Origin of the sequence: Maribacter chungangensis (assembly GCF_042676845.1) — a bacterium.
Lineage (GTDB): Bacteria > Bacteroidota > Bacteroidia > Flavobacteriales > Flavobacteriaceae > Maribacter > Maribacter chungangensis.
Genome location: NZ_JBHTHY010000006.1, coordinates 144,379 through 163,202, shown reverse-complemented (window position 1 = coordinate 163,202; position 18,824 = coordinate 144,379). Strand labels below are relative to the sequence as shown.

Sequence of the window (18,824 nt, the reverse complement as noted above, 5' to 3'; positions counted from 1 at the left end):
TCTGTGCTAAATTTAAATACCAGCCCATTGCGCACAACAAGCCTTACGGTCGTAATTCTCCTAGGAATAGTGCTCTGGAGCAGTTCTTGTCGTAAAAACTTTGAATATGCGCCTAGCGCCGGTAACCTTTCATTTTCCAGGGATACTGTTTTTTTGGACACTGTTTTCAACACTATTGGAAGCAGTACCTATGCATTGAAGATTTATAATGAAACCCGAGATGATGTTGCCATACCTTCTATCAGACTTTCCAATGGTCCCAGCAGTTTTTATAGATTAAATGTAGACGGTGTGGCAGGGAAATCGTTTCAGAATATACCCATGAAGGCCCGTGACAGCATGTTCGTATTTATCGAAACGACCGCGAATATTGATGAAAATCCTGAAAACAGTCTTTTATACACCGATGCGATTGTGTTTGATTCCGGTATAGACCAGCAAGAAGTGGCCTTGGTAACCTTGGTAAAGGACGCCGTTTTTCTTTACCCATCCACAAACACAGATGGTACGAAGGAAACCATAGTCTTGTCCTTGGATGACGAGGGCAACGAAATACGCACCGAAGGTTTTGAACTAAGGGATGACCAGCTGCGATTTACCAACGATAAGCCCTACGTTATCTATGGCTATGCAGCCGTTCCCCCAAATAGGAAATTGATAATAGATGCAGGCGCTAGGGTTCATTTTCATAAAGATTCCGGTTTGTTGGTACAAGAGGAAGCCTCCATCAGTATTAACGGGGAACTTAGTTTGGACACGGAATTAATGGAGGGCGAGGTAATTTTTGAAGGAGACCGCTTAGAACCCGCGTTTTCCGAAACGCCGGGGCAATGGGGCAGTATTTGGTTAAAAAGTGGTAGCGTAAATAACACTATTGACTATTTAACGATCAAAAACGGGAGTATAGGTCTTTTTATAGAAGGAGACAACCAACTCCTCTCTCCTACTTTAGTCATAAAGAACAGTCGTATTTTCAATAATTCCCGTTATAACGTTTGGGGCAGAAGCGCGTTTATAGAAGCTAAAAATGTGGTACTTGGCAGTGCCGGAAGCGCTTCTTTATACTGCAATCTTGGAGGAAACTATAGTTTTACCCATTGCACCATTGCAAACTATTGGAACAAAGGCTTTCGAACCCGTGCAGCTTTGGAGATAGACAATTTCATTCAAATTTCGGAAACAAACATGCTTACGGGAGATTTAATACAGGCCGATTTTAAAAATTGTATTATTGACGGTAACTCACGAATAGAACTTGCTTTAGGATTTTACGAAGGAAATGCGTTCAATTATAATTTTTCACATTGTCTATTAAAGTTCGATGACTTCAATAATCAACACCTAGCTGATCCTTTATATAATTTTGAGAATAATAGCAACTACAGGAATATGGTGCTTAATATGGATCCCGATTTTTTCTTCCCCGCCAGAAACGATTTTAGGATCGGGCAAGCGTCCGGCGCCCTTAGTAAAGGTGCACTAGAATTTGCCCAAGAAGTCCCATTGGATATTTTTGGTAAGGATCGCACCGCATCACCGGATATTGGAACCTACCAAGCTACAGATAAGGAATAAACCTGTTTGAAAAGCTAAAAATTTTGAAAGTTTTTTCTTTCAAACTACCTAATTTTAGGTCGATTATAACAAAAACCTCCATTTTTATAAGGACATTCTAATAACAACTTTTAAAGGGTATTGGTAAATTGCTGTCATAAGACTATTATTTTGGAATACTCTTACACTATTATAGATTCAGACGCAACTTCCAAATTACAGCTTCAGTCGTTTTTGGAAGAATACGGCGACTTTGTGTGTACAGGATTTTCAAAAACTTCGGAAGAAGGTCTTAACCATATATTAAAGTATACCCCGAATATTGTTTTTGTCCACTTAAATAGCGAAGCTTCCCATGTTTTCCGTATGGTAACCGAAATGCATCAATATATGACAAGCCTTCCTATTTTTATAGGACTTGCAAAAACAAAAGACTATGCCTACGAAGCTATAAAGCATAGTTTTTTTGATTACTGGCTGCAACCTTATAATGAGTTCGATATTCGCAAGTCTATTTTACGGCTTAAAAAATCGCTTCCGGAAAAAGAAGAAGTGCAAAGCACCCTATGCCTTAAATCCTATAAGGACTTTCACTTTTTAGATACCAATGAAATCCTCTATTTACAAGCGGACAACAATACGACCGAATTCTATATGGCAGATGGTACGGTAAACAATGCCTATAAGACCCTTAAAACGTTTGAGGACAAACTTCCCAAGAACTTTGTGCGCATACACCAAAGCTATATCGTAAACATGGATTATATATCCCGTATTAATTTTGGCAAGAACAACTGTGCCCTAAAATCCGTTAAAAGACCGCTCCCCTTTTCAAAATCGTACCGCGATAATATGGATCATCTAAAGCAAATTTTGTCCAAAAAAACGGTCTCCAACCTTAATTGATCAAATACTCGCAAAAGTGGGTCGTTTACTCATAGATCTCATTCAATTCCTTAAACCACTTTAAATTCAACCGCATCTTGTAAGAAGGGTACTACCTTGGTCACAACATAAATCATAAGTGTAATCAAAAACCCGATATAAGATGAAAAAATTAGGAAGTATTGTAGTACTATTGGTAATGGCACTGGGATTAACAGCATCCGTGGCCGAAAATACCGGAGACGAATTTGAGTTCATGAAAGATTTGAACAGTATGTTGGCCTGTGGTAATTGTTCTCAATCCCATTCCGATCGTGACCCGCCAAAACCGTTAACTTAATTATTTATTACACAAAAAAATACGGCCTTAAACCTCTTGTTTAAGGCTTTTTGCTATCTTGTAGGAAATGTTCGATAGAAACTATTTTCTACAGATCTGGAGACTTACAAGTACTACACTGGTGCTAACCATGTTATTTACCTGTAATACTACCGCTAGGGCTAGGGCTAACGCAATAGAAAAGATATCACCTAAGCAAGACCTGCTTGATAGTGTTAGCAACTACATTGCCAAAAGTAGGAATGATGTTATCTCAGCTTCCGATCGGTTTGATTATCTTCTAAAAGCCTTAGCATATTCAAAAAACATTGAAGAAGACTCTTTAAAATCAAAAGCGTTCTCGCGGCTTTCCTATGCCTTTAATCGGCAAGGTGATTCCATTCAGTTTAGAAAAGTCAATCGCATTGCTATTTCCTTGGCAGAAAAGATAAAGGATTCTATCGTGCTGGCAGAAGCCTATTGGGACCTGGGCGATTTTTTTCGAAAATTTTCCGTGCCGGACAGTGCATATTACAGCTACTCCCAAGCACAAAAACTATACGAGTCAAAGGAAGATTTTTTGTTATCGAGCCGCATACTTATCAACATGGCTGCACAACAAGAAGCGGTCAAGGATTACTTGGGCAGTGAATCCACCACTATTTCTGCCATAGAACGGTTAAAACCGTTGGATGAATTTGAGTACCTATATAAGTGTTACAACCAACTGGGCATCGTAGCCAAGGACCTTGGGGAATATGATAAAGCGATCGACTATTATAACGAAGCACTTTATTATGCGAATAAACTAAACAATGACAGCGACAAGGAGGGCAGGATTAAAAACAATATTGGCGTTGTATATACTGCCAAACAGGATTTTTTAAAGGCTGCTGAAATTTTTGAAACTCTTTTGGCTATCGATAGTATTAAAATGAAAAATAATGCTTTATATGCGAAAATCCTCAATAATCTTGCGCTTAGTAAAATAAAACTGAATGACACTCTTGGTTCTAAGTCATTGATCAACGAATCAGTAAAAATAAGGGACAGCCTAGGTTTACAAAGTTCTTTGGCGTATTCCTATTCCACTTTGGCAGAATATTATTTGGTTGCAAAGGATACCGCGAAAGCGGTACAAGCGGCAGAAAGGTCAAAAAGCCTTGCAGCGGAAACAAGCAATAACGAGCGGATACTGGAGACGCTTGCCTTGTTGACAAAAATAGACCGGGAAAATGCCTCCGAACATGGTCAAGCGTACATTGCCTTGAACGAACGCTTGCAAAACGAGGAGCGGCAGGCCCGGAATAAATTTGCGCGTATTCGTTTTGAGACCGATGAGTTTATTGCACAGAACGAGGTACTTTCCGAAGAAAAGGAAATACTGTCCAAAGAAAAACAGATCTGGGCAGCGGTTGCAGCCGGATTTTTTCTCCTAGGGTTGGCTATTTACATTATTGTAGATCAACGAGCTAAAAATCAAAAACTACGGTTTCAGCAGCAGCAGCAGTCCAACAATCAGGAAATATTTAACCTTATGTTGGCACAGAAACAAAAGGTAGATGAGGTAAAACGCCTGGAACAGAAAAGAATTTCCGAGGAACTCCATGACGGGGTATTGGGTAAAATGCTGGGTGCCAGAATGGTGCTTACCGGCTTGAACAAAAAAGCAGATGAGGAAGCCATTGGAGAACGGTACGAAGCCATTACCGCCCTAAAAAATATTGAAAGTGAACTACGGTCCATTTCCCATGAGCTAAGCCATACCGCCTATCAAAAAATAAATAATTTTGCGAACTCTATCGATACCCTTTTAGCGTCTGTGGAGAATAAAGCAGATATGAACACCATATTCAACTATAACGAAGATGAAGATTGGGACGATCTTATTGGTGATATAAAAATAAATGTATACCGTATTATACAAGAAAATTTACAAAATGCCATAAAACATTCCGGTTGCTCCAATTTCTTTGTTAACTTTGAATTGAAGGACAAACTATTCTTGGTCACGATAGGCGATGATGGAAAAGGCTTTGTTTATGAAAAGGACAGTAAAGGTATTGGCATGCGGAATATTAGTTCTAGGGTTCAAAAAATGAATGGAACTTGGACCGTAGATACCGCACCGAATAAAGGTACGGTAATGAAAATATCCATTCCGGCGTGCTATAGCAGTATACCGAAGAGCGATATGGAAAATGAGTACCAAAGAACAATTTAAAAGGTATTACCAATGGAGAATTTAGAAACCATACGTATTTTGGCCGTAGATGACCATGAGATGACCACCTTGGGCTACAAATATATTCTTGAGGGTTCCGAGTTCGAAAACTTCCAGGTCAGGGTTGAAATTGCAAAGAGCTATGAGATTGGTAAGCAAAAGATAGAATTTTCTTCCCGTTCGTTACGGTACGATATTATTTTATTGGATATTCAGTTATTTCCTCCACAATCCAAAGATCCTCGAACAGGAGTGGATCTGGGCATATTGGCAAGACAGTTGGTACCCAAGTCCAAACTTGTGTTCATGTCCTCTTACAGCGACAATTATAGGATTAACAACATATTTAAGACCGTAGATCCAGAAGGATACATGGTAAAATCCGAAATTGATGAGCAATCTTTAAGGACCATGGTAGAGACCGTGCTGTTTAGACCGCCATACTATACTGCCGGTGCATTGGCCGCGGTAAGACGCAGAATGTCTAGCGATATCGTTCTTGATGACCAAGACCTTAAAATTTTATATCATTTGTCCTTAGGGGTAAATACAAGGGATATAGCACCCCTTATAGCTTCTACGAACACTACTGTAGAAGCAAGAAAGCGTCAATTAAAAGCTATTTTTGGCGTTAAAAACGGAAATGATCTGGCACTGATGGAAGAAGCCAGAAAAAGAGGTTTTCTGTAAAAAATGCGGTAGCTGATCAATTGTACCCACCAATATATGTAACTACCCTTTCCAGAGCTAGAGCCAAACGCTTTATAAATCTTCCCATTTTTAGTCGTGTGTAAAAGAAGGAGCGCGATATATTAAAATCAGGTTACCAGAGTAACAAAAAGAATCTAACAAATCTATCTTAATTGTTGATATTTGATGTAATTAATAGCTATCAACTAAATTAAACACAATGTCCTCCAAAATTCTAAGGTTTTCCTAGTGTCTTAATGTAACGATTAAGAATATCTTTATATTCTAAAAGAAATTGTTTCCATAAAAAGTTAAACTACATGAAGAATTTTAAATTGACGCCCCCAACTAAATTGGACGAGAATTCTGGAGTGTTAGGACTAGATACATATTTAAAATCCTTAGAAAGACACTACTTCTCAGAAGTATCCTTACGCAGTTATACCGCAGCTAATGGCACTCTTGACATGACCATTGACATGCGTTGTAATATGAAACTGCTCGAGGTGTTAGGTTTTCATAATCAAAGTAGATGGGGAGTAATTAATGGAGATAGTTCTCCTTTGAAGAAAAGCCTGGATGTTCTTGCAAAAAAGAACAGCACCTTACAATTGGATATTGAAGAGCTTACATTGTTCCTTACCGATACAAGTATTATAATTAAAAGGATTCATGACCGTAGTATTCCTGAGTTATTAGATGAAGTACTTTCTGAAATTGCTAGTCACTATGTCTATTTTACAAAGGGGCTAACCGAAAAACCGTATGAGATTTTTATTCCGGTATTCGAAGACACCATTCCAAAAAATATCACGGATAGCACTAGCTTATCAGATATAAATAAAAAAACACCCAAGAGTTATTACGAATTCTGGGGTGTTTATTTGGAGTCTCAGGATGATGCATTTATTTATGATGTAGCCAGAAACATGTATATCCCTGCGGATTTAGATTTTTATATCTAAAAAATACATCACTTTTATGATTTTACGGGAGCACCAGTAAAAATAGGTCGAGTATTCATCATGGCGTTGACTTCTTTTTTAACCGCTTCAATGATAACATGATTATCCGGATTGTTGACGACCCTGTCAATTAAGCCAACAATGGTTTTCATATCTTCTTCCACGAGCCCTCTCGTGGTTATCGCAGCTGTACCAAATCGTATTCCGGAAGTTACAAATGGTGATTTATCATCAAAAGGCACCATATTCTTATTTGCTGTAATATCCGCCAATACCAAGGCTTTTTCAGCGTCTTTACCAGAAATATTCTTGTTTCTTAAATCTATAAGCATCATGTGATTGTCCGTTCCACCGGAAATAATATGATAATCAAGAGCAACAAATGCATTTGCCATCGCATCCGCATTTTTCTTTACCTGCCACATATAATCAGCAAACTCATCGCTAAGTGCTTCCCCAAAGGCAATTGCTTTGGCCGCGATAATATGCTCCAACGGTCCACCTTGGTTTCCGGGAAAGACCGCCAAATCCAATAAGGCCGACATTTTACGTAATTTACCGTTCTTTAGGGTAATACCAAATGGGTTGTCAAAATCCTCTCCCATCAAAATAAGCCCACCGCGAGGTCCTCTAAGTGTTTTATGAGTAGTGGTAGTAATAATATGGCAATGTGGAACTGGATCGTTCAATATCCCTTTTGCGATCAAACCGGAAGGGTGAGAAATATCGGCTAACAATAGGGCATCTACACTATCTGCAATTTCGCGGAAACGTTTAAAGTCCATGTCCCTACTATAAGCGGATGCACCGGCTATGATCAGCTTTGGACGCGCTTCCAGAGCTATTTCCTGGATTTTATCATAGTTCAACAGTCCTGTTTCCTTCTCAACCCCGTAAAATACAGGATTATACAGGCGTCCGGAAAAGTTAACCGGAGATCCATGGGTAAGATGTCCACCATGGGAAAGGTCAAAACCAAGAATGGTATCCCCAGGTTTTAAACATGCATGAAAAACAGATGCATTTGCTTGTGATCCAGAATGCGGCTGTACATTGGCATACGCGGCACCAAAAAGTTCCTTGGCCCTATCTATGGCAAGCTGCTCTACTTTGTCTACCACCTCGCAACCACCATAATACCGTTTGCCTGGATATCCCTCCGCATATTTGTTCGTTAAAACGGAACCGGACGCCTCCATTACCTGTGGACTCGTAAAATTCTCCGAAGCTATAAGCTCTATACCGTTTATCTGGCGTTGTTTTTCCTCTTCGATCAACTCAAAAATGCGGTTATCCCTTTGCATATTTTTCAATAATTAGATTAAGGATGTAAAAATACGAATAGCGAGGGATTTTTTATGGAATATAAAGGTTATAAATTTTGGTATTTATCACTAAATAGTTAACAACTCAAGCCAAATAATACTAAAAATATAATTATTTAAATACCGCGAGAGTCTATATAAATACAGCGTTTACACTAATTCGGATTCTTTTGCGTTATCGTCTTGTGTCTTTATGGCATAGCGTTTGAAATAATAACACCAACAATAAAAATTATAGTCATGAAGAAAATTCTACTTTACAGCACCTTAGCTTTTCTATTTTCCTGTAGTGGAGTTAAAAGGACACAGGAAGCTTTAAATTCCGGAAATTACTGGACCGCCATCAACAAAGCCGTAAGTAACATTGCGGATAATAAAGCTAAAAAAAGCAACCAGCCGTTCATTGTTATGCTTGAAGATGCCTTCAAAAAAAATACGGAGCGCGAACTACAACATATCAATTTTCTTAAAAAAGAAGGTAATCCTGCGAATTACGAAACAATCTTTAAGACGTATGAGCGATTAAAGGCTGTACAACAACAAATTCGGCCGTTGTTACCACTACGGATAACGGATGAAAACAGAAAGGCACAGTTTAATTTCAAAAATTATGATGCGCAGATTATAGCATCCAAGGAAATGCTGTCTAATTATTTGTATACAAATGCTGTGGGATTGTTGGAATCGGGCATAACCAAACCAGACTTTAGACAAGCTTACGATGATTTGAAATATTTACAAGAGATTACACCAAATTATAAGGATGCAAGACAAAAAATGGATGAGGCCTACCAGAAAGGTTTGGATTATGTTATCGTAGAAATTTTTAATAATACCGACAAGGTTATCCCAGCGCGATTGGAAGAGGAACTATTGAACTTTAATACATACGGATTAAATAATCTTTGGACCGAGTATCATACCAATAAGTTGGGCAATTTAGACTATGACTATCAAATGGAGGTTTCTTTTCAGGATATCAGTATTTCTCCAGAACAAATCAGTGAGAAACAGATTATAAAGGAAAGACAGGTCAAAGACGGTTTTACCTATGTAAAAGATGTGCGGGGCAATATTGTAAAAGATAGCCTTGGAAACAAAATCAAAACCGATAATTTTAAAACCGTCCGGGCAGATTTTTATCAATTCACACAATTTAAAAGTGCACAGGTAACCGGTGTTGTTGTCTTTACCGATTTAAGAAAACAGCAGCAGTTAAATCAATATCCGTTGGCAAGTAATTTTGTCTTCGAGCACATTTATGCCAATTATGACGGTGATAAACGTGCATTGGACAATGAACTACTTTCCTTGTTGCAATTGGCTCGCGTACCGTTTCCTAGTAACGAACAAATGGTATATGATGCCGGGGAAGATTTAAAAAACAACCTGAAGAATATTTTAGGAAGACAACGGTTTAATTAATTTCACTACATTTTATTCTAATGTTGTAAGGCAGATGTACGATTAAAAAAGTACATCTGCCTTACTTTTTTTGCCTGTATAGGCGCTAGCTCAACTTAAACATAGTTGTCTAATAGTAACTCATTTATTGCACCATGTGAGTCATGGGCTACCACTACCCCATTTTTAATGATGAGCATCTGTGGAGATTGGTGCATTACTTGAAACTTTTCCGCAACGGCATTGGATACATCCCTATTGGCCAGCAAATCTAAAAAATACATATCTACCTTACCTACTTCTAAAGCATAGGAGCTGGTGAACATGTTAAGCACCATGCGGCTTATCCCACATGTAGTGGAATGTTTGAAAATGACCTGTGTTTTCCCCGTAGAGGCAGCTGCTATTTCATCTAGTTGTCCTATTGAAGCAAGCGGAATCCACTGTATTTTAGCTCTCTTAGGCTGATTTTCCTCATTTTTACCACTGAACATTTTATTGAATAATCCCATACTTTTTTTGTGTTTGTCAACCAACTTATTTACTCCTTACAAAACTGACGTAATGTCTTGATGATTAGGTGATTTGTAGACATTTTGTCACCCAACCGGTCTTGGTAGGGTTATTGACTTATGTTACAAAAATAACACTAGAATTTAAACTTATACGGACATGAATATTAATAATTTCACCATAAAATCACAGGAGGCCATACAAAAGGCCCAGTTGATCGCCCAAGGTTTGGGACATCAGCAAATAGAGAACGAGCATCTTTTTAAGGCAATTACAGAAGTAGATGAAAATGCAATTCCTTTTTTAATCAAAAAGTTAGGCCTAAACTCCAATCTAATTGCGCAAATTCTTGAAAAGGAAATGAACACCTTCCCCAAGGTTGAAGGAGGTGATCTACAATTTTCTAGAGAAGCCGGCAAAACCTTGAACGATGCCAGTATTGTAGCCAAAAATATGGGCGATGAGTATGTTTCCATAGAACATCTCTTTTTATCCATCTTTAAATCCAAAAGTAAGATTGCACAGATCTTAAAGGACCAAGGAGTAACGGAAAAAAACATTCTAGCGGCAATTACAGAACTGCGAAACGGTGCAAAAGTAACCTCGCAAAGTGCAGAGGAAACCTATAATTCCCTGAATAAATACGCAAAGAACCTTAACGAAATGGCCGATAACGGAAAATTAGATCCGGTTATTGGAAGGGACGAAGAAATAAGAAGGGTACTCCAGATTCTTTCCAGGCGAACAAAGAACAACCCTATGTTGGTTGGAGAACCGGGGGTAGGTAAAACTGCTATTGCAGAGGGTTTGGCACATAGGATCGTGCAAGGGGATATTCCTGAAAATTTAAAGGACAAGACCATTTATTCTCTGGATATGGGTGCGCTCATAGCTGGTGCCAAGTACAAAGGGGAGTTTGAGGAGCGTTTAAAAGCGGTAATTAAAGAAGTGACCAGTGCGGATGGCGACATCATTTTGTTTATTGATGAAATCCACACGCTTGTAGGTGCAGGCGGTGGTGAGGGCGCTATGGATGCGGCAAACATACTTAAACCTGCCTTGGCAAGAGGAGAACTTAGAGCTATAGGGGCCACTACTTTAGATGAATACCAGAAGTATTTTGAAAAGGACAAGGCATTGGAAAGACGTTTTCAAAAAATTGTGGTGGACCAACCGGATACAGAAAGCGCTATTTCTATTCTAAGGGGTATTAAAGAAAAATATGAAGCACACCATAAGGTTCGGATTAAGGATGAAGCGGTGATTGCGGCGGTAGAACTGTCTCAACGTTACATTACCAACAGATTTTTACCAGATAAGGCTATTGACCTAATGGACGAAGCGGCTTCCAAGTTGCGTATGGAAATTAATTCCAAACCGGAAGAATTGGATGTGCTGGATCGGAAAATTATGCAATTGGAGATTGAGATAGAGGCCATAAAGCGTGAAAACGATACCTCTAAGCTTAAAGTTCTTAATCTAGACCTTGCAAACGTAAAGGAAGATAGAAACGAACTATTCGCAAAATGGGAGAGTGAAAAATCGGTAGTGGATAACATCCAAAAAACCAAATTGGATATTGAAAACTTCAAGGCCGAAGCCGAGCGTGCCGAACGTAACGGAGATTATGGCAAAGTAGCGGAATTACGCTATGGTAAAATAAAGGATGCTCAAGAAACCCTTACGGTACTTGAGGAAGAGTTGGAGCAACAGCAAGACGCAGGAACGCTCATTAAAGAAGAAGTCACTAGTGAGGATATAGCAGAAGTAGTAGCAAAATGGACCGGGATTCCCGTCACCAAAATGCTACAGAGCGAGCGCGAAAAGTTATTGCGTCTGGAAAATGTATTGCATAAACGTGTCGTAGGACAGGACGAAGCTATTCAAGCGGTTTCCGATGCCATTAGAAGAAGTAGGGCCGGGTTGCAGGATATGAAAAAGCCTATTGGTTCCTTTCTTTTCCTGGGTACTACAGGTGTTGGTAAGACAGAATTGGCCAAGACCTTGGCTTCCTATCTTTTTGACGATGAAAACGCCATGACCAGAATAGACATGAGCGAGTATCAAGAAAGACACTCTGTAAGTAGGTTGGTGGGAGCACCTCCAGGATATGTAGGATATGATGAAGGCGGACAGTTAACCGAAGCCGTGCGCAGACGTCCCTACTCCGTTGTGCTTTTGGATGAGATAGAAAAAGCACATCCGGATACGTTTAATATTTTGTTGCAAGTATTGGATGAAGGAAGGTTGACGGATAACAAAGGCCGTGTGGCGGATTTTAAGAACACCATCATTATCATGACCAGTAATATGGGAAGTCAGATAATTTTAGAGAAATTTGAGAATTCCAATGATACGTATAGTGCTGCGGAAGCTGCCAGGGTTGAAGTCTTGGGTCTATTGAACAAAACCATACGACCCGAATTCTTGAACAGGATAGATGATATCATTATGTTTACGCCTTTGAATAAGGAAAATATTAATGAAATTGTAAAGTTGCAATTAGATGGATTGAAAAAGATGCTGGACAAACAGAACATAACTCTGGACGCTACGGAGGAGGCCATCAGTTTCTTGGCAGAAAAGGGATACGAGCCTCAATTTGGAGCTAGGCCGGTAAAACGAACGATACAAAAGGAAGTACTGAACAACATGTCAAAATCGCTATTAAGTGGCGAAATAAAAGCCGACAGCATTATATTGTTGGATGCTTTTGACAACCAATTGGTATTTAGAAACCAGAATAATCTGGTTAGTGAGTAAACCGCTGTGGATTTAAAATCCATAGATTTGGATTAGCAATGAAATTGCAAATGGATATTGTGTCAATAGGTTATGTTACTTGGTTATTCAGTTATTTACTTAGGCACTTAGCTACTAAATGTTAAGCCCTACGTTTATTGGATTTCAGTAATTTATTAAGCTTGCTTTACCATCATATCTGTTAAATTTCGTCTTACGGTTATATCGTGTACGCATATTTTTTTTGCTCCCCTCTTTAGAAAAGAGGGGCGGCAGCTTTGCTGACGGGGAGATATGACCGCAAAATTGCTCACGTATGGGGCGCCACCGCATAATCCGGGGAAGTTTGGTGTCTTCTTTCAGCTTGGCGTGGGTAACGGCATTCGTGTCAAGAACCAAGCTGGCGTGAGCAAGTTTGCGGGTCAAACCCTCCGTCCACCTTTGGCGGACACCTCCCTTGATCTCAAGAGAGGAGCCTTTAACGGTCCTTCCCATGAAAACATGGAACGGACCTAGGCTTAGAAATCGGGCAGCTAAATGACATTGGGCTTAGCCCAATCTTAATAATGAGTATTGATTAAGTGCCTAAGTCAATTCAGTTAGTTACTTCGAATTATGGAACAACCCATAAATCAATAACCCAATAACCCAATAACCCAATGACCCAATAACCCAATAACCACATAACCACATAACCCCATAACCAAATTGGCTAAACTATTTAAAGAAACTAAAGTAGCTACAATAAAGTAACAGGGTGCTAAGCTTTAATTAGAAAATAATTGTTCGTAGTAGCCTTGCGTGACTAAAGTAATGGAGTCGAGATATAGTAACCTCAAAAGGTGTAATATGGCTCGACTCCATTTTTATTTATGATAGGAAATTTGTTATTTTTTTGTAATAATTTATACCGTACAGTATAGATTTTTTTATCTTCGTATAAAACCGTATCAATGTCCAAGAAAGCCGAAAGAACCACCAACTTTATTATTGAGACCGTTGCCCCAATATTTAACAAACACGGTTATGTTGGAACCAGCATGAGCGATTTAACAGAGGCTACCGGTCTTACCAAGGGGGCACTCTATGGTAATTTTGAAAACAAAGAAGCTTTGGCACTTTCCGCCTTCAAACATAATAGAGATCTATTGTTGGCTGCTATCGATGATAGGTTAAATAGCCCCGGTTCCGCGCTGGAGAAATTGTCCAACTTAATGGATTTTTATAAGAAATACGACGCTTTTAGTTCAAGCATGGGAGGTTGTCCCGTACTTAATGTAGGTGTAGATGCACAGCATAATAACAAACTACTGGCTGCGGCATCAAAGGAAACCATTAAAGAGATCGAAGGTAAAATAGCCTTAGTGTTGGAAACTGGACTTAATAACGGGGAACTAAAAATTCCGGTAACACCGCTTCAATTTGCAAAACAGATGTTTACCATGATTCAAGGGGCTATAGCAATGGCCACGGTTACCCATGATCGAAAATACCTATTGAATACGGTGGCATATTTGGAAATTTTGATGAAGCGAGAACTCAAAAAATAAAAAACCAGTTACAGTAAAAAGCTTTACCCGCTAAGCATCCTACTTGTTTTTATTTTTTTCCTGAATCCATTTGCTCATATACTTGGTACTTGCCATTGTTTGATGCAACAGCATACTTCCTATGAAATTTTCATTTCTATGCGCTGTTAGATTCTTACGTATACTATTAATTTTGGAGCTGAACTTTTTAACCAGTATATTCTTTTGATAACGATTTCTCAAGATTTTGTAGCCATTGTTTTGTGCTTCTAGCCACTGAATTCTATTTTGGTATAATTCAATTGCCGCTTTTACAAAATCCGATTCCTTGTCGGTAATTGCTCCATTCCACTCCAAGTCGCCATGCATACCTTCCGCCCCGATAGTGGTTGTTATGCTAGGTGTTCCAAATTGCATGGCATGAAGCAATTTGCCCTTGATACCCGCACCAAAGGATAAGGGTGCAAGACAAACCCTAGCATCTTGCATTACCTCGGATACATCCTTGGCCCTTCCAAAGACCTTAAAACCGTTTAGGTCCTGATTCAGATCTAAAATCTCTTCTGGTAGATAGGCACCATAAACAGTAAGATTTACATTAGGCAATTGCTTTCTTAACTTAGGCCATATCGCTTTTTTTAGCCGTTTTATTGCTGCTAAATTAGGTAGATGTTTTCCTCCTCCGATAAATATAAAATCCTTCCGCTCCTCAAATAGTTTTGTTTGCTTGGGTATATCCGACGCATCTACCATAAAAGGAAGGTGCAACAATAGGTTTTCATCTATTCTCAGGGTTTTGATGAGCAATTCCATTTCAAAATCGGAAATAATAAGGGAAAGATCACAACGATAGATACTTGCTATTTCACGTTTTGTTTTAGTATCCCGTATCCAGATGTCCGTAGCGAACGGAATCTGCTTTTTATGACATTGCTCCCTTAAATGTCGTAAGGAATGTAAATCTTCGGTATCTAAAATCCGTAGGGCATTTGGGGCATGTTCCGCAATTCTCCATCCGAATTGTTCTTCGGTCAGAAACCTGTCAAAAAGTACGATATTGGGCTGTACTTCTAGTATAAAGTCATTGAAGGAATCACAATTCAAAACAACTCTTTCTGTATGTACGCCCAATGATTCAAGATGCAGGCTATGCTCGTTGCTAGCCGTAGTTGCAACAAATATAACTTCATGATGCGCATCTAAAAAGAACTGTAGCAGTTGTAAAATACGTACACCGGCGGCAGTGGCATTGGCCTCCGGCCATCCCCAGCCAATAAACAGAATCTTTTGACCGTACGGTTTCTGAAGTGCTTCGATTATGAATTTTTATTTAGATTTCTAATAATGGCCAAGCAGAACTGTCCGCCTACATTCTAGCTGCAAACTTCTTGGAAATCTTGCTGCGTAACTTTCGTTCGTAATCTTCTTCCAGCCACTCTTTGTAGTTTTTGGTATTGTTCATTATACAATAGGAATATTGACGCACCCGATACGAAATTTCTTCTTTTAATTTTTTGGCCAGGATACGGGCATCGAATACATCCTCGGCATTTTCCAAACAGATTTGGGCATGTTGCTCAATACTGCGTTCCAAAACCAATTTAGACTTTTCACCGTTGGCAAAGCTTTTTTTATACTCTGCCTTTATATCAAACTCAATATTTTTTGATTTCGCAAACTCATTTCTAAGTTCTTGTGGCATTTCATAAACGAATTCCCGCTCTATTTCCTCATCGTTTTTAATATTCTCCAAGTAAAAATCCGGGAAATGAAAAATTTCCTGCCAATCTACGGCTGCGTCCCACATACCAAAGCGCGCAATATTATTGCCCATATCAACCACGGTAAATTCTTCTTTATGCGGCAAATAGCGCGAGCCACGACCAATCATTTGAAAATACAGGGTAAGTGATCTTGTGGCACGGTTAAGGATTATCGTTTCAACCGAGGGTTCATCAAACCCGGTCGTAAGAATGCTTACCGAGGTTAAAATAGCATCCGGTGTTTCAGAAAACCATTTTAAGATTTCTTTTCGTTCCGCTGCGGTATTCTTATTGTCTAGATGTTGAATATTATACCCCGCTTTTTTAAAGGTCTCATATACATAGCGAGAGGTATTTATACCATTATTAAAAATCAGGGTTTTAGTTCCTAAGGCAATTTCTGAATATGCTGTTAGCAACTTGCCCAACATACTATGGTTGCCGTAGAGCTCATCTGATGATTTAACCGTATAATCACCGTTTATTCCCAGTTTTAAGCTCTGCAGGCTAACATCGTAATTGTACATGTTGGCCTTTGCCAAAAACTTTTTTTCTATAAGTGACCCTATACTTTCCCCAACGATCAACTTCTTGTAGTTGTCCTTCATGGGAAGTTTAATATTGGAGCTTAAGGGTGTGGCGGTTACCCCTATTATCGCGGCTTCCTCAAAATATTTGAACAGTTTTCGAAAAGAATTATAGTGCGCTTCATCTATAATTACCAGACCAATATTATTAATTTCTACTTTTTCTTCCTGTAGCCTATTGTTCAAGGTTTCGACCATGGCAACAAAACACATGAACTCGTCTTGATCTATAAGCTCTTTTACATCACTATTTATAATTTTATTATTAACGCCAAATCCATGCAACATCTTGGAAGTCTGCGCACTTAATTCTACCCTGTGCGTAAGCACTACGACCTTTTTATTGGTTTTTTCGATATACCTCCTAGCGATTTCAGAAAAGACAACGGTTTTTCCACCTCCGGTTGGCAATTGATACAACAAATTTGAACCAGCAGGATTATTGTCCAAATACTTGAAAATAGTATTGAGGTCTTCTTCCTGGTAATCGTACAAGGTCTTTTCGGTAGTATCTTTTGATGATTTCAAAAAGTAGGCACAAGTTTAGAGTTGAATAAATAAACAAAAACCTTACGAAATTAGAAGATTTTTATGGGTAAATGAAATATTAAGGTGCAAAAAAGATGCAATATTGTAAGGTTTAAGGTTTCAAGACCAAACCTGCAAAAAGGTTTTAAAGTGGTATGTTCAAGGCTTAAGCGAGATCTGAACCTGAAAGCCAGGGTTAAACATCTAAAATTGCTGAAATCAATACCCCTTTTCTCGATGCACTACATTGTTCAATTTTTTCCCTTTTTGAAGGTTTTCATAATTTTCCAAAATTTGGGGAACAACGGAATTAGTGTCCGACACACTTGCATAATGAGGTGTCATAAAGATTTTAGGATGCTTCCAGAACGGGTGAGCACTTGGCAAAGGCTCCTCGTGGTATACATCCAAACAGGCTCCGGACAGGTGGTTGCTATCCAATTGGGCAATAAGGTCGGCATCTACCAAATGACCACCTCTTGCCACATTGATAATATAAGCACCTTTGGGCAGTTGCTCAAAAAGTGGCGTATTTAGAATACCAGTGGTTTCGGGTGTTAATGGTAGGAGACATACCAAGAAATTGGTTCCGGATAAAAACGTACCTAGACCCGAATCTCCGACAAAAGTAGTAATGCCTTCAATCGATTTTTTATTTTTGGACCAGCCTTGAACCTTAAAACCGGCTTTGACCAAGTCTTTGCCCGTAAGTGCACCCAATTCTCCCAGGCCCATAATGCCCACGGTAACATCAGCAATTCTGCGGTACGCTGTCGTCTTCCAAACTGCTTGTGTTTGTTGCACCTTGTAGGTGTTAAAATTTTTAAGCTCTGCAACAATGGCGGCCAATACGTGTTCGGACATATCGCTTGCCAAATAAGGGTCTACTACCCTGGTAATGGGAATATGTTCCGGTACAGAGGCATCATCAAAAATATAGTCTACCCCTGCTCCTGCGGATGCAATGCATTTTAAATTCGGGTAATCCTTTAAGCTGCCTTTCGGATGCTTCCAGATGAGCGCCATGGTTATTTCTTCCTTTGGATGCTCTTCTAGGTAGTTGTATACCTTGAGTTGTGAATTCGCTTTTAGCAAAGCATGCTTCCAAGCATCGATCTTATTATCCTGTCTAATTACTACTATTGCCATTTAATCCAATATATCCAGGGCCTTGGAAAATTCTTCTCCATAGGGCCAGTTTTCGTTTTGTGTTTGTTGGTAAAACGTCACTATACGTTCCTTAAATTCTCCAAAAAGTCCATTTTGCGATACAAATTGCGTCATTTGGGCAAATGAGTTGCCCATACTCTTATAAAAGGAGTCAGGGGCGTTTCTATTCATGGTAAAGGTTTGCCCTATTTCAAGATTAAAACACATGACATCCGCTATTAGGCTAGGTTCCATTCCTAATGTAATAAATTGTTTAATTAATTTTTGAGCCACGGAGCGCCTTGCTTTAGGGCGTTTACGTTTTAATGGAAAATATTCATTCGAGATTTTGGTCTTAGCCTCTTGCACCAGCCTATCCTCTTTAGGATTAAAGATGAAGTCGTAGTAGGTCTTTACCTCTGGAAACCTTTCGTATAAATCCAATAGCTGCATACGTAGCTCCTCTTGGGGCAACTCGTTCAGGTATTTTTTAAAGGATCTTTTACTCATGTTGTAAGTTACTCCCAAAAATAAGGTTTGCATCGAAAAAACAATAGATTCTCGTAAAATAAACTGTAAGGCTCATAAAATATGTATAATTAAGTACCCATCTCTTTGGAAAAGAGCCAATAAAAATGTATTATGTT

General features: G+C 39.0%; 15 protein-coding genes. 9 read left to right on the top strand and 6 right to left on the bottom strand.

What is annotated here, in order from left to right; all coding sequences use genetic code 11:
- Positions 1 to 27 precede the first annotated feature (27 nt).
- The 6 genes from ACFQZJ_RS08680 (at position 28) to ACFQZJ_RS08655 (ending at position 6,637) form a co-directional block, all read left to right on the top strand.
- A complete protein-coding gene (locus tag ACFQZJ_RS08680; protein WP_379933895.1) occupies positions 28 to 1,575 on the top strand; it encodes a hypothetical protein in 1,548 nt (515 codons plus the stop codon).
- Positions 1,576 to 1,725: 150 nt separating this feature from the next.
- Positions 1,726 to 2,460 (top strand): LytR/AlgR family response regulator transcription factor, encoded by a 735-nt coding sequence (locus tag ACFQZJ_RS08675; protein ID WP_379933893.1) that lies wholly within the window; start codon positions 1,726 to 1,728, stop codon positions 2,458 to 2,460.
- A gap of 142 nt (positions 2,461 to 2,602) precedes the next feature.
- Positions 2,603 to 2,779, top strand: coding sequence for a hypothetical protein (locus ACFQZJ_RS08670; protein ID WP_379933892.1), 177 nt, complete (start codon positions 2,603 to 2,605; stop codon positions 2,777 to 2,779).
- Between the two features lie 67 nt (positions 2,780 to 2,846).
- Positions 2,847 to 4,982 carry a tetratricopeptide repeat protein gene (locus tag ACFQZJ_RS08665; RefSeq protein ID WP_379933890.1) on the top strand — a complete coding sequence of 712 codons (2,136 nt, stop codon included), beginning with the start codon at positions 2,847 to 2,849 and terminating at the stop codon, positions 4,980 to 4,982.
- 12 nt (positions 4,983 to 4,994) lie between these two features.
- Entirely contained in the window at positions 4,995 to 5,672 is a 678-nt protein-coding gene (locus tag ACFQZJ_RS08660; protein ID WP_379933888.1) for a histidine kinase, read from the top strand.
- Between the two features lie 320 nt (positions 5,673 to 5,992).
- Positions 5,993 to 6,637 carry a hypothetical protein gene (locus ACFQZJ_RS08655; protein WP_379933887.1) on the top strand — a complete coding sequence of 215 codons (645 nt, stop codon included), beginning with the start codon at positions 5,993 to 5,995 and terminating at the stop codon, positions 6,635 to 6,637.
- A gap of 14 nt (positions 6,638 to 6,651) precedes the next feature.
- Here ACFQZJ_RS08655 and glyA read toward each other — a convergent pair whose 3' ends face one another.
- On the bottom strand, positions 6,652 to 7,941 hold the full coding sequence (gene glyA, locus ACFQZJ_RS08650) for a serine hydroxymethyltransferase (RefSeq protein WP_379933886.1): 1,290 nt from the start codon (positions 7,939 to 7,941) through the stop codon (positions 6,652 to 6,654).
- Positions 7,942 to 8,202: 261 nt separating this feature from the next.
- On the opposite strand from glyA, the gene ACFQZJ_RS08645 reads away from it, so the two are divergent.
- A complete protein-coding gene (locus tag ACFQZJ_RS08645; protein ID WP_379933884.1) occupies positions 8,203 to 9,387 on the top strand; it encodes a hypothetical protein in 1,185 nt (394 codons plus the stop codon).
- 95 nt (positions 9,388 to 9,482) lie between these two features.
- On the opposite strand, the gene ytxJ is transcribed toward ACFQZJ_RS08645, so the two are convergent.
- A complete protein-coding gene (gene ytxJ, locus ACFQZJ_RS08640; RefSeq protein WP_379933882.1) occupies positions 9,483 to 9,878 on the bottom strand; it encodes a bacillithiol system redox-active protein YtxJ in 396 nt (131 codons plus the stop codon).
- Between the two features lie 160 nt (positions 9,879 to 10,038).
- On the opposite strand from ytxJ, the gene clpB reads away from it, so the two are divergent.
- Together clpB and ACFQZJ_RS08630 are read left to right on the top strand one after the other, a co-directional pair.
- Positions 10,039 to 12,642, top strand: a complete 2,604-nt coding sequence (gene clpB, locus ACFQZJ_RS08635) for an ATP-dependent chaperone ClpB (RefSeq protein ID WP_379933881.1) — start codon at positions 10,039 to 10,041, stop codon at positions 12,640 to 12,642.
- Between the two features lie 932 nt (positions 12,643 to 13,574).
- A complete protein-coding gene (locus ACFQZJ_RS08630) occupies positions 13,575 to 14,171 on the top strand; it encodes a TetR family transcriptional regulator C-terminal domain-containing protein (RefSeq protein ID WP_379933879.1) in 597 nt (198 codons plus the stop codon).
- A gap of 39 nt (positions 14,172 to 14,210) precedes the next feature.
- Here the strand turns inward: ACFQZJ_RS08630 and ACFQZJ_RS08625 are convergent, their stop codons facing one another.
- From ACFQZJ_RS08625 to ACFQZJ_RS08610, 4 genes are all read right to left on the bottom strand, one after another.
- Positions 14,211 to 15,254: a glycosyltransferase gene (locus ACFQZJ_RS08625; RefSeq protein ID WP_379933878.1), complete on the bottom strand. Its 1,044-nt coding sequence runs from the start codon at positions 15,252 to 15,254 to the stop codon at positions 14,211 to 14,213.
- 262 nt (positions 15,255 to 15,516) lie between these two features.
- Positions 15,517 to 17,028 carry a DEAD/DEAH box helicase gene (locus ACFQZJ_RS08620; RefSeq protein WP_379933877.1) on the bottom strand — a complete coding sequence of 504 codons (1,512 nt, stop codon included), beginning with the start codon at positions 17,026 to 17,028 and terminating at the stop codon, positions 15,517 to 15,519.
- 219 nt (positions 17,029 to 17,247) lie between these two features.
- A complete protein-coding gene (locus ACFQZJ_RS08615) occupies positions 17,248 to 18,177 on the bottom strand; it encodes a 2-hydroxyacid dehydrogenase (protein WP_379933875.1) in 930 nt (309 codons plus the stop codon).
- Positions 18,178 to 18,687, bottom strand: a complete 510-nt coding sequence (locus ACFQZJ_RS08610) for a DUF6155 family protein (protein WP_379933873.1) — start codon at positions 18,685 to 18,687, stop codon at positions 18,178 to 18,180.
- Positions 18,688 to 18,824 lie beyond the last annotated feature (137 nt).

Excerpts from the sequence above, each read along its gene's own strand:
- ACFQZJ_RS08670 (WP_379933892.1), top strand. The coding sequence starts at position 2,603 with ATGAAAAAATTAGGAAGTATTGTAGTACTATTGGTAATGGCACTGGGA.
- ACFQZJ_RS08665 (WP_379933890.1), top strand. The coding sequence starts at position 2,847 with ATGTTCGATAGAAACTATTTTCTACAGATCTGGAGACTTACAAGTACT.
- ACFQZJ_RS08660 (WP_379933888.1), top strand. The coding sequence starts at position 4,995 with ATGGAGAATTTAGAAACCATACGTATTTTGGCCGTAGATGACCATGAG.
- ACFQZJ_RS08655 (WP_379933887.1), top strand. The coding sequence starts at position 5,993 with ATGAAGAATTTTAAATTGACGCCCCCAACTAAATTGGACGAGAATTCT.
- glyA (WP_379933886.1), bottom strand. The coding sequence starts at position 7,941 with ATGCAAAGGGATAACCGCATTTTTGAGTTGATCGAAGAGGAAAAACAA.
- ACFQZJ_RS08645 (WP_379933884.1), top strand. The coding sequence starts at position 8,203 with ATGAAGAAAATTCTACTTTACAGCACCTTAGCTTTTCTATTTTCCTGT.
- ytxJ (WP_379933882.1), bottom strand. The coding sequence starts at position 9,878 with ATGGGATTATTCAATAAAATGTTCAGTGGTAAAAATGAGGAAAATCAG.
- clpB (WP_379933881.1), top strand. The coding sequence starts at position 10,039 with ATGAATATTAATAATTTCACCATAAAATCACAGGAGGCCATACAAAAG.
- ACFQZJ_RS08630 (WP_379933879.1), top strand. The coding sequence starts at position 13,575 with ATGTCCAAGAAAGCCGAAAGAACCACCAACTTTATTATTGAGACCGTT.
- ACFQZJ_RS08615 (WP_379933875.1), bottom strand. The coding sequence starts at position 18,177 with ATGGCAATAGTAGTAATTAGACAGGATAATAAGATCGATGCTTGGAAG.
- ACFQZJ_RS08610 (WP_379933873.1), bottom strand. The coding sequence starts at position 18,687 with ATGAGTAAAAGATCCTTTAAAAAATACCTGAACGAGTTGCCCCAAGAG.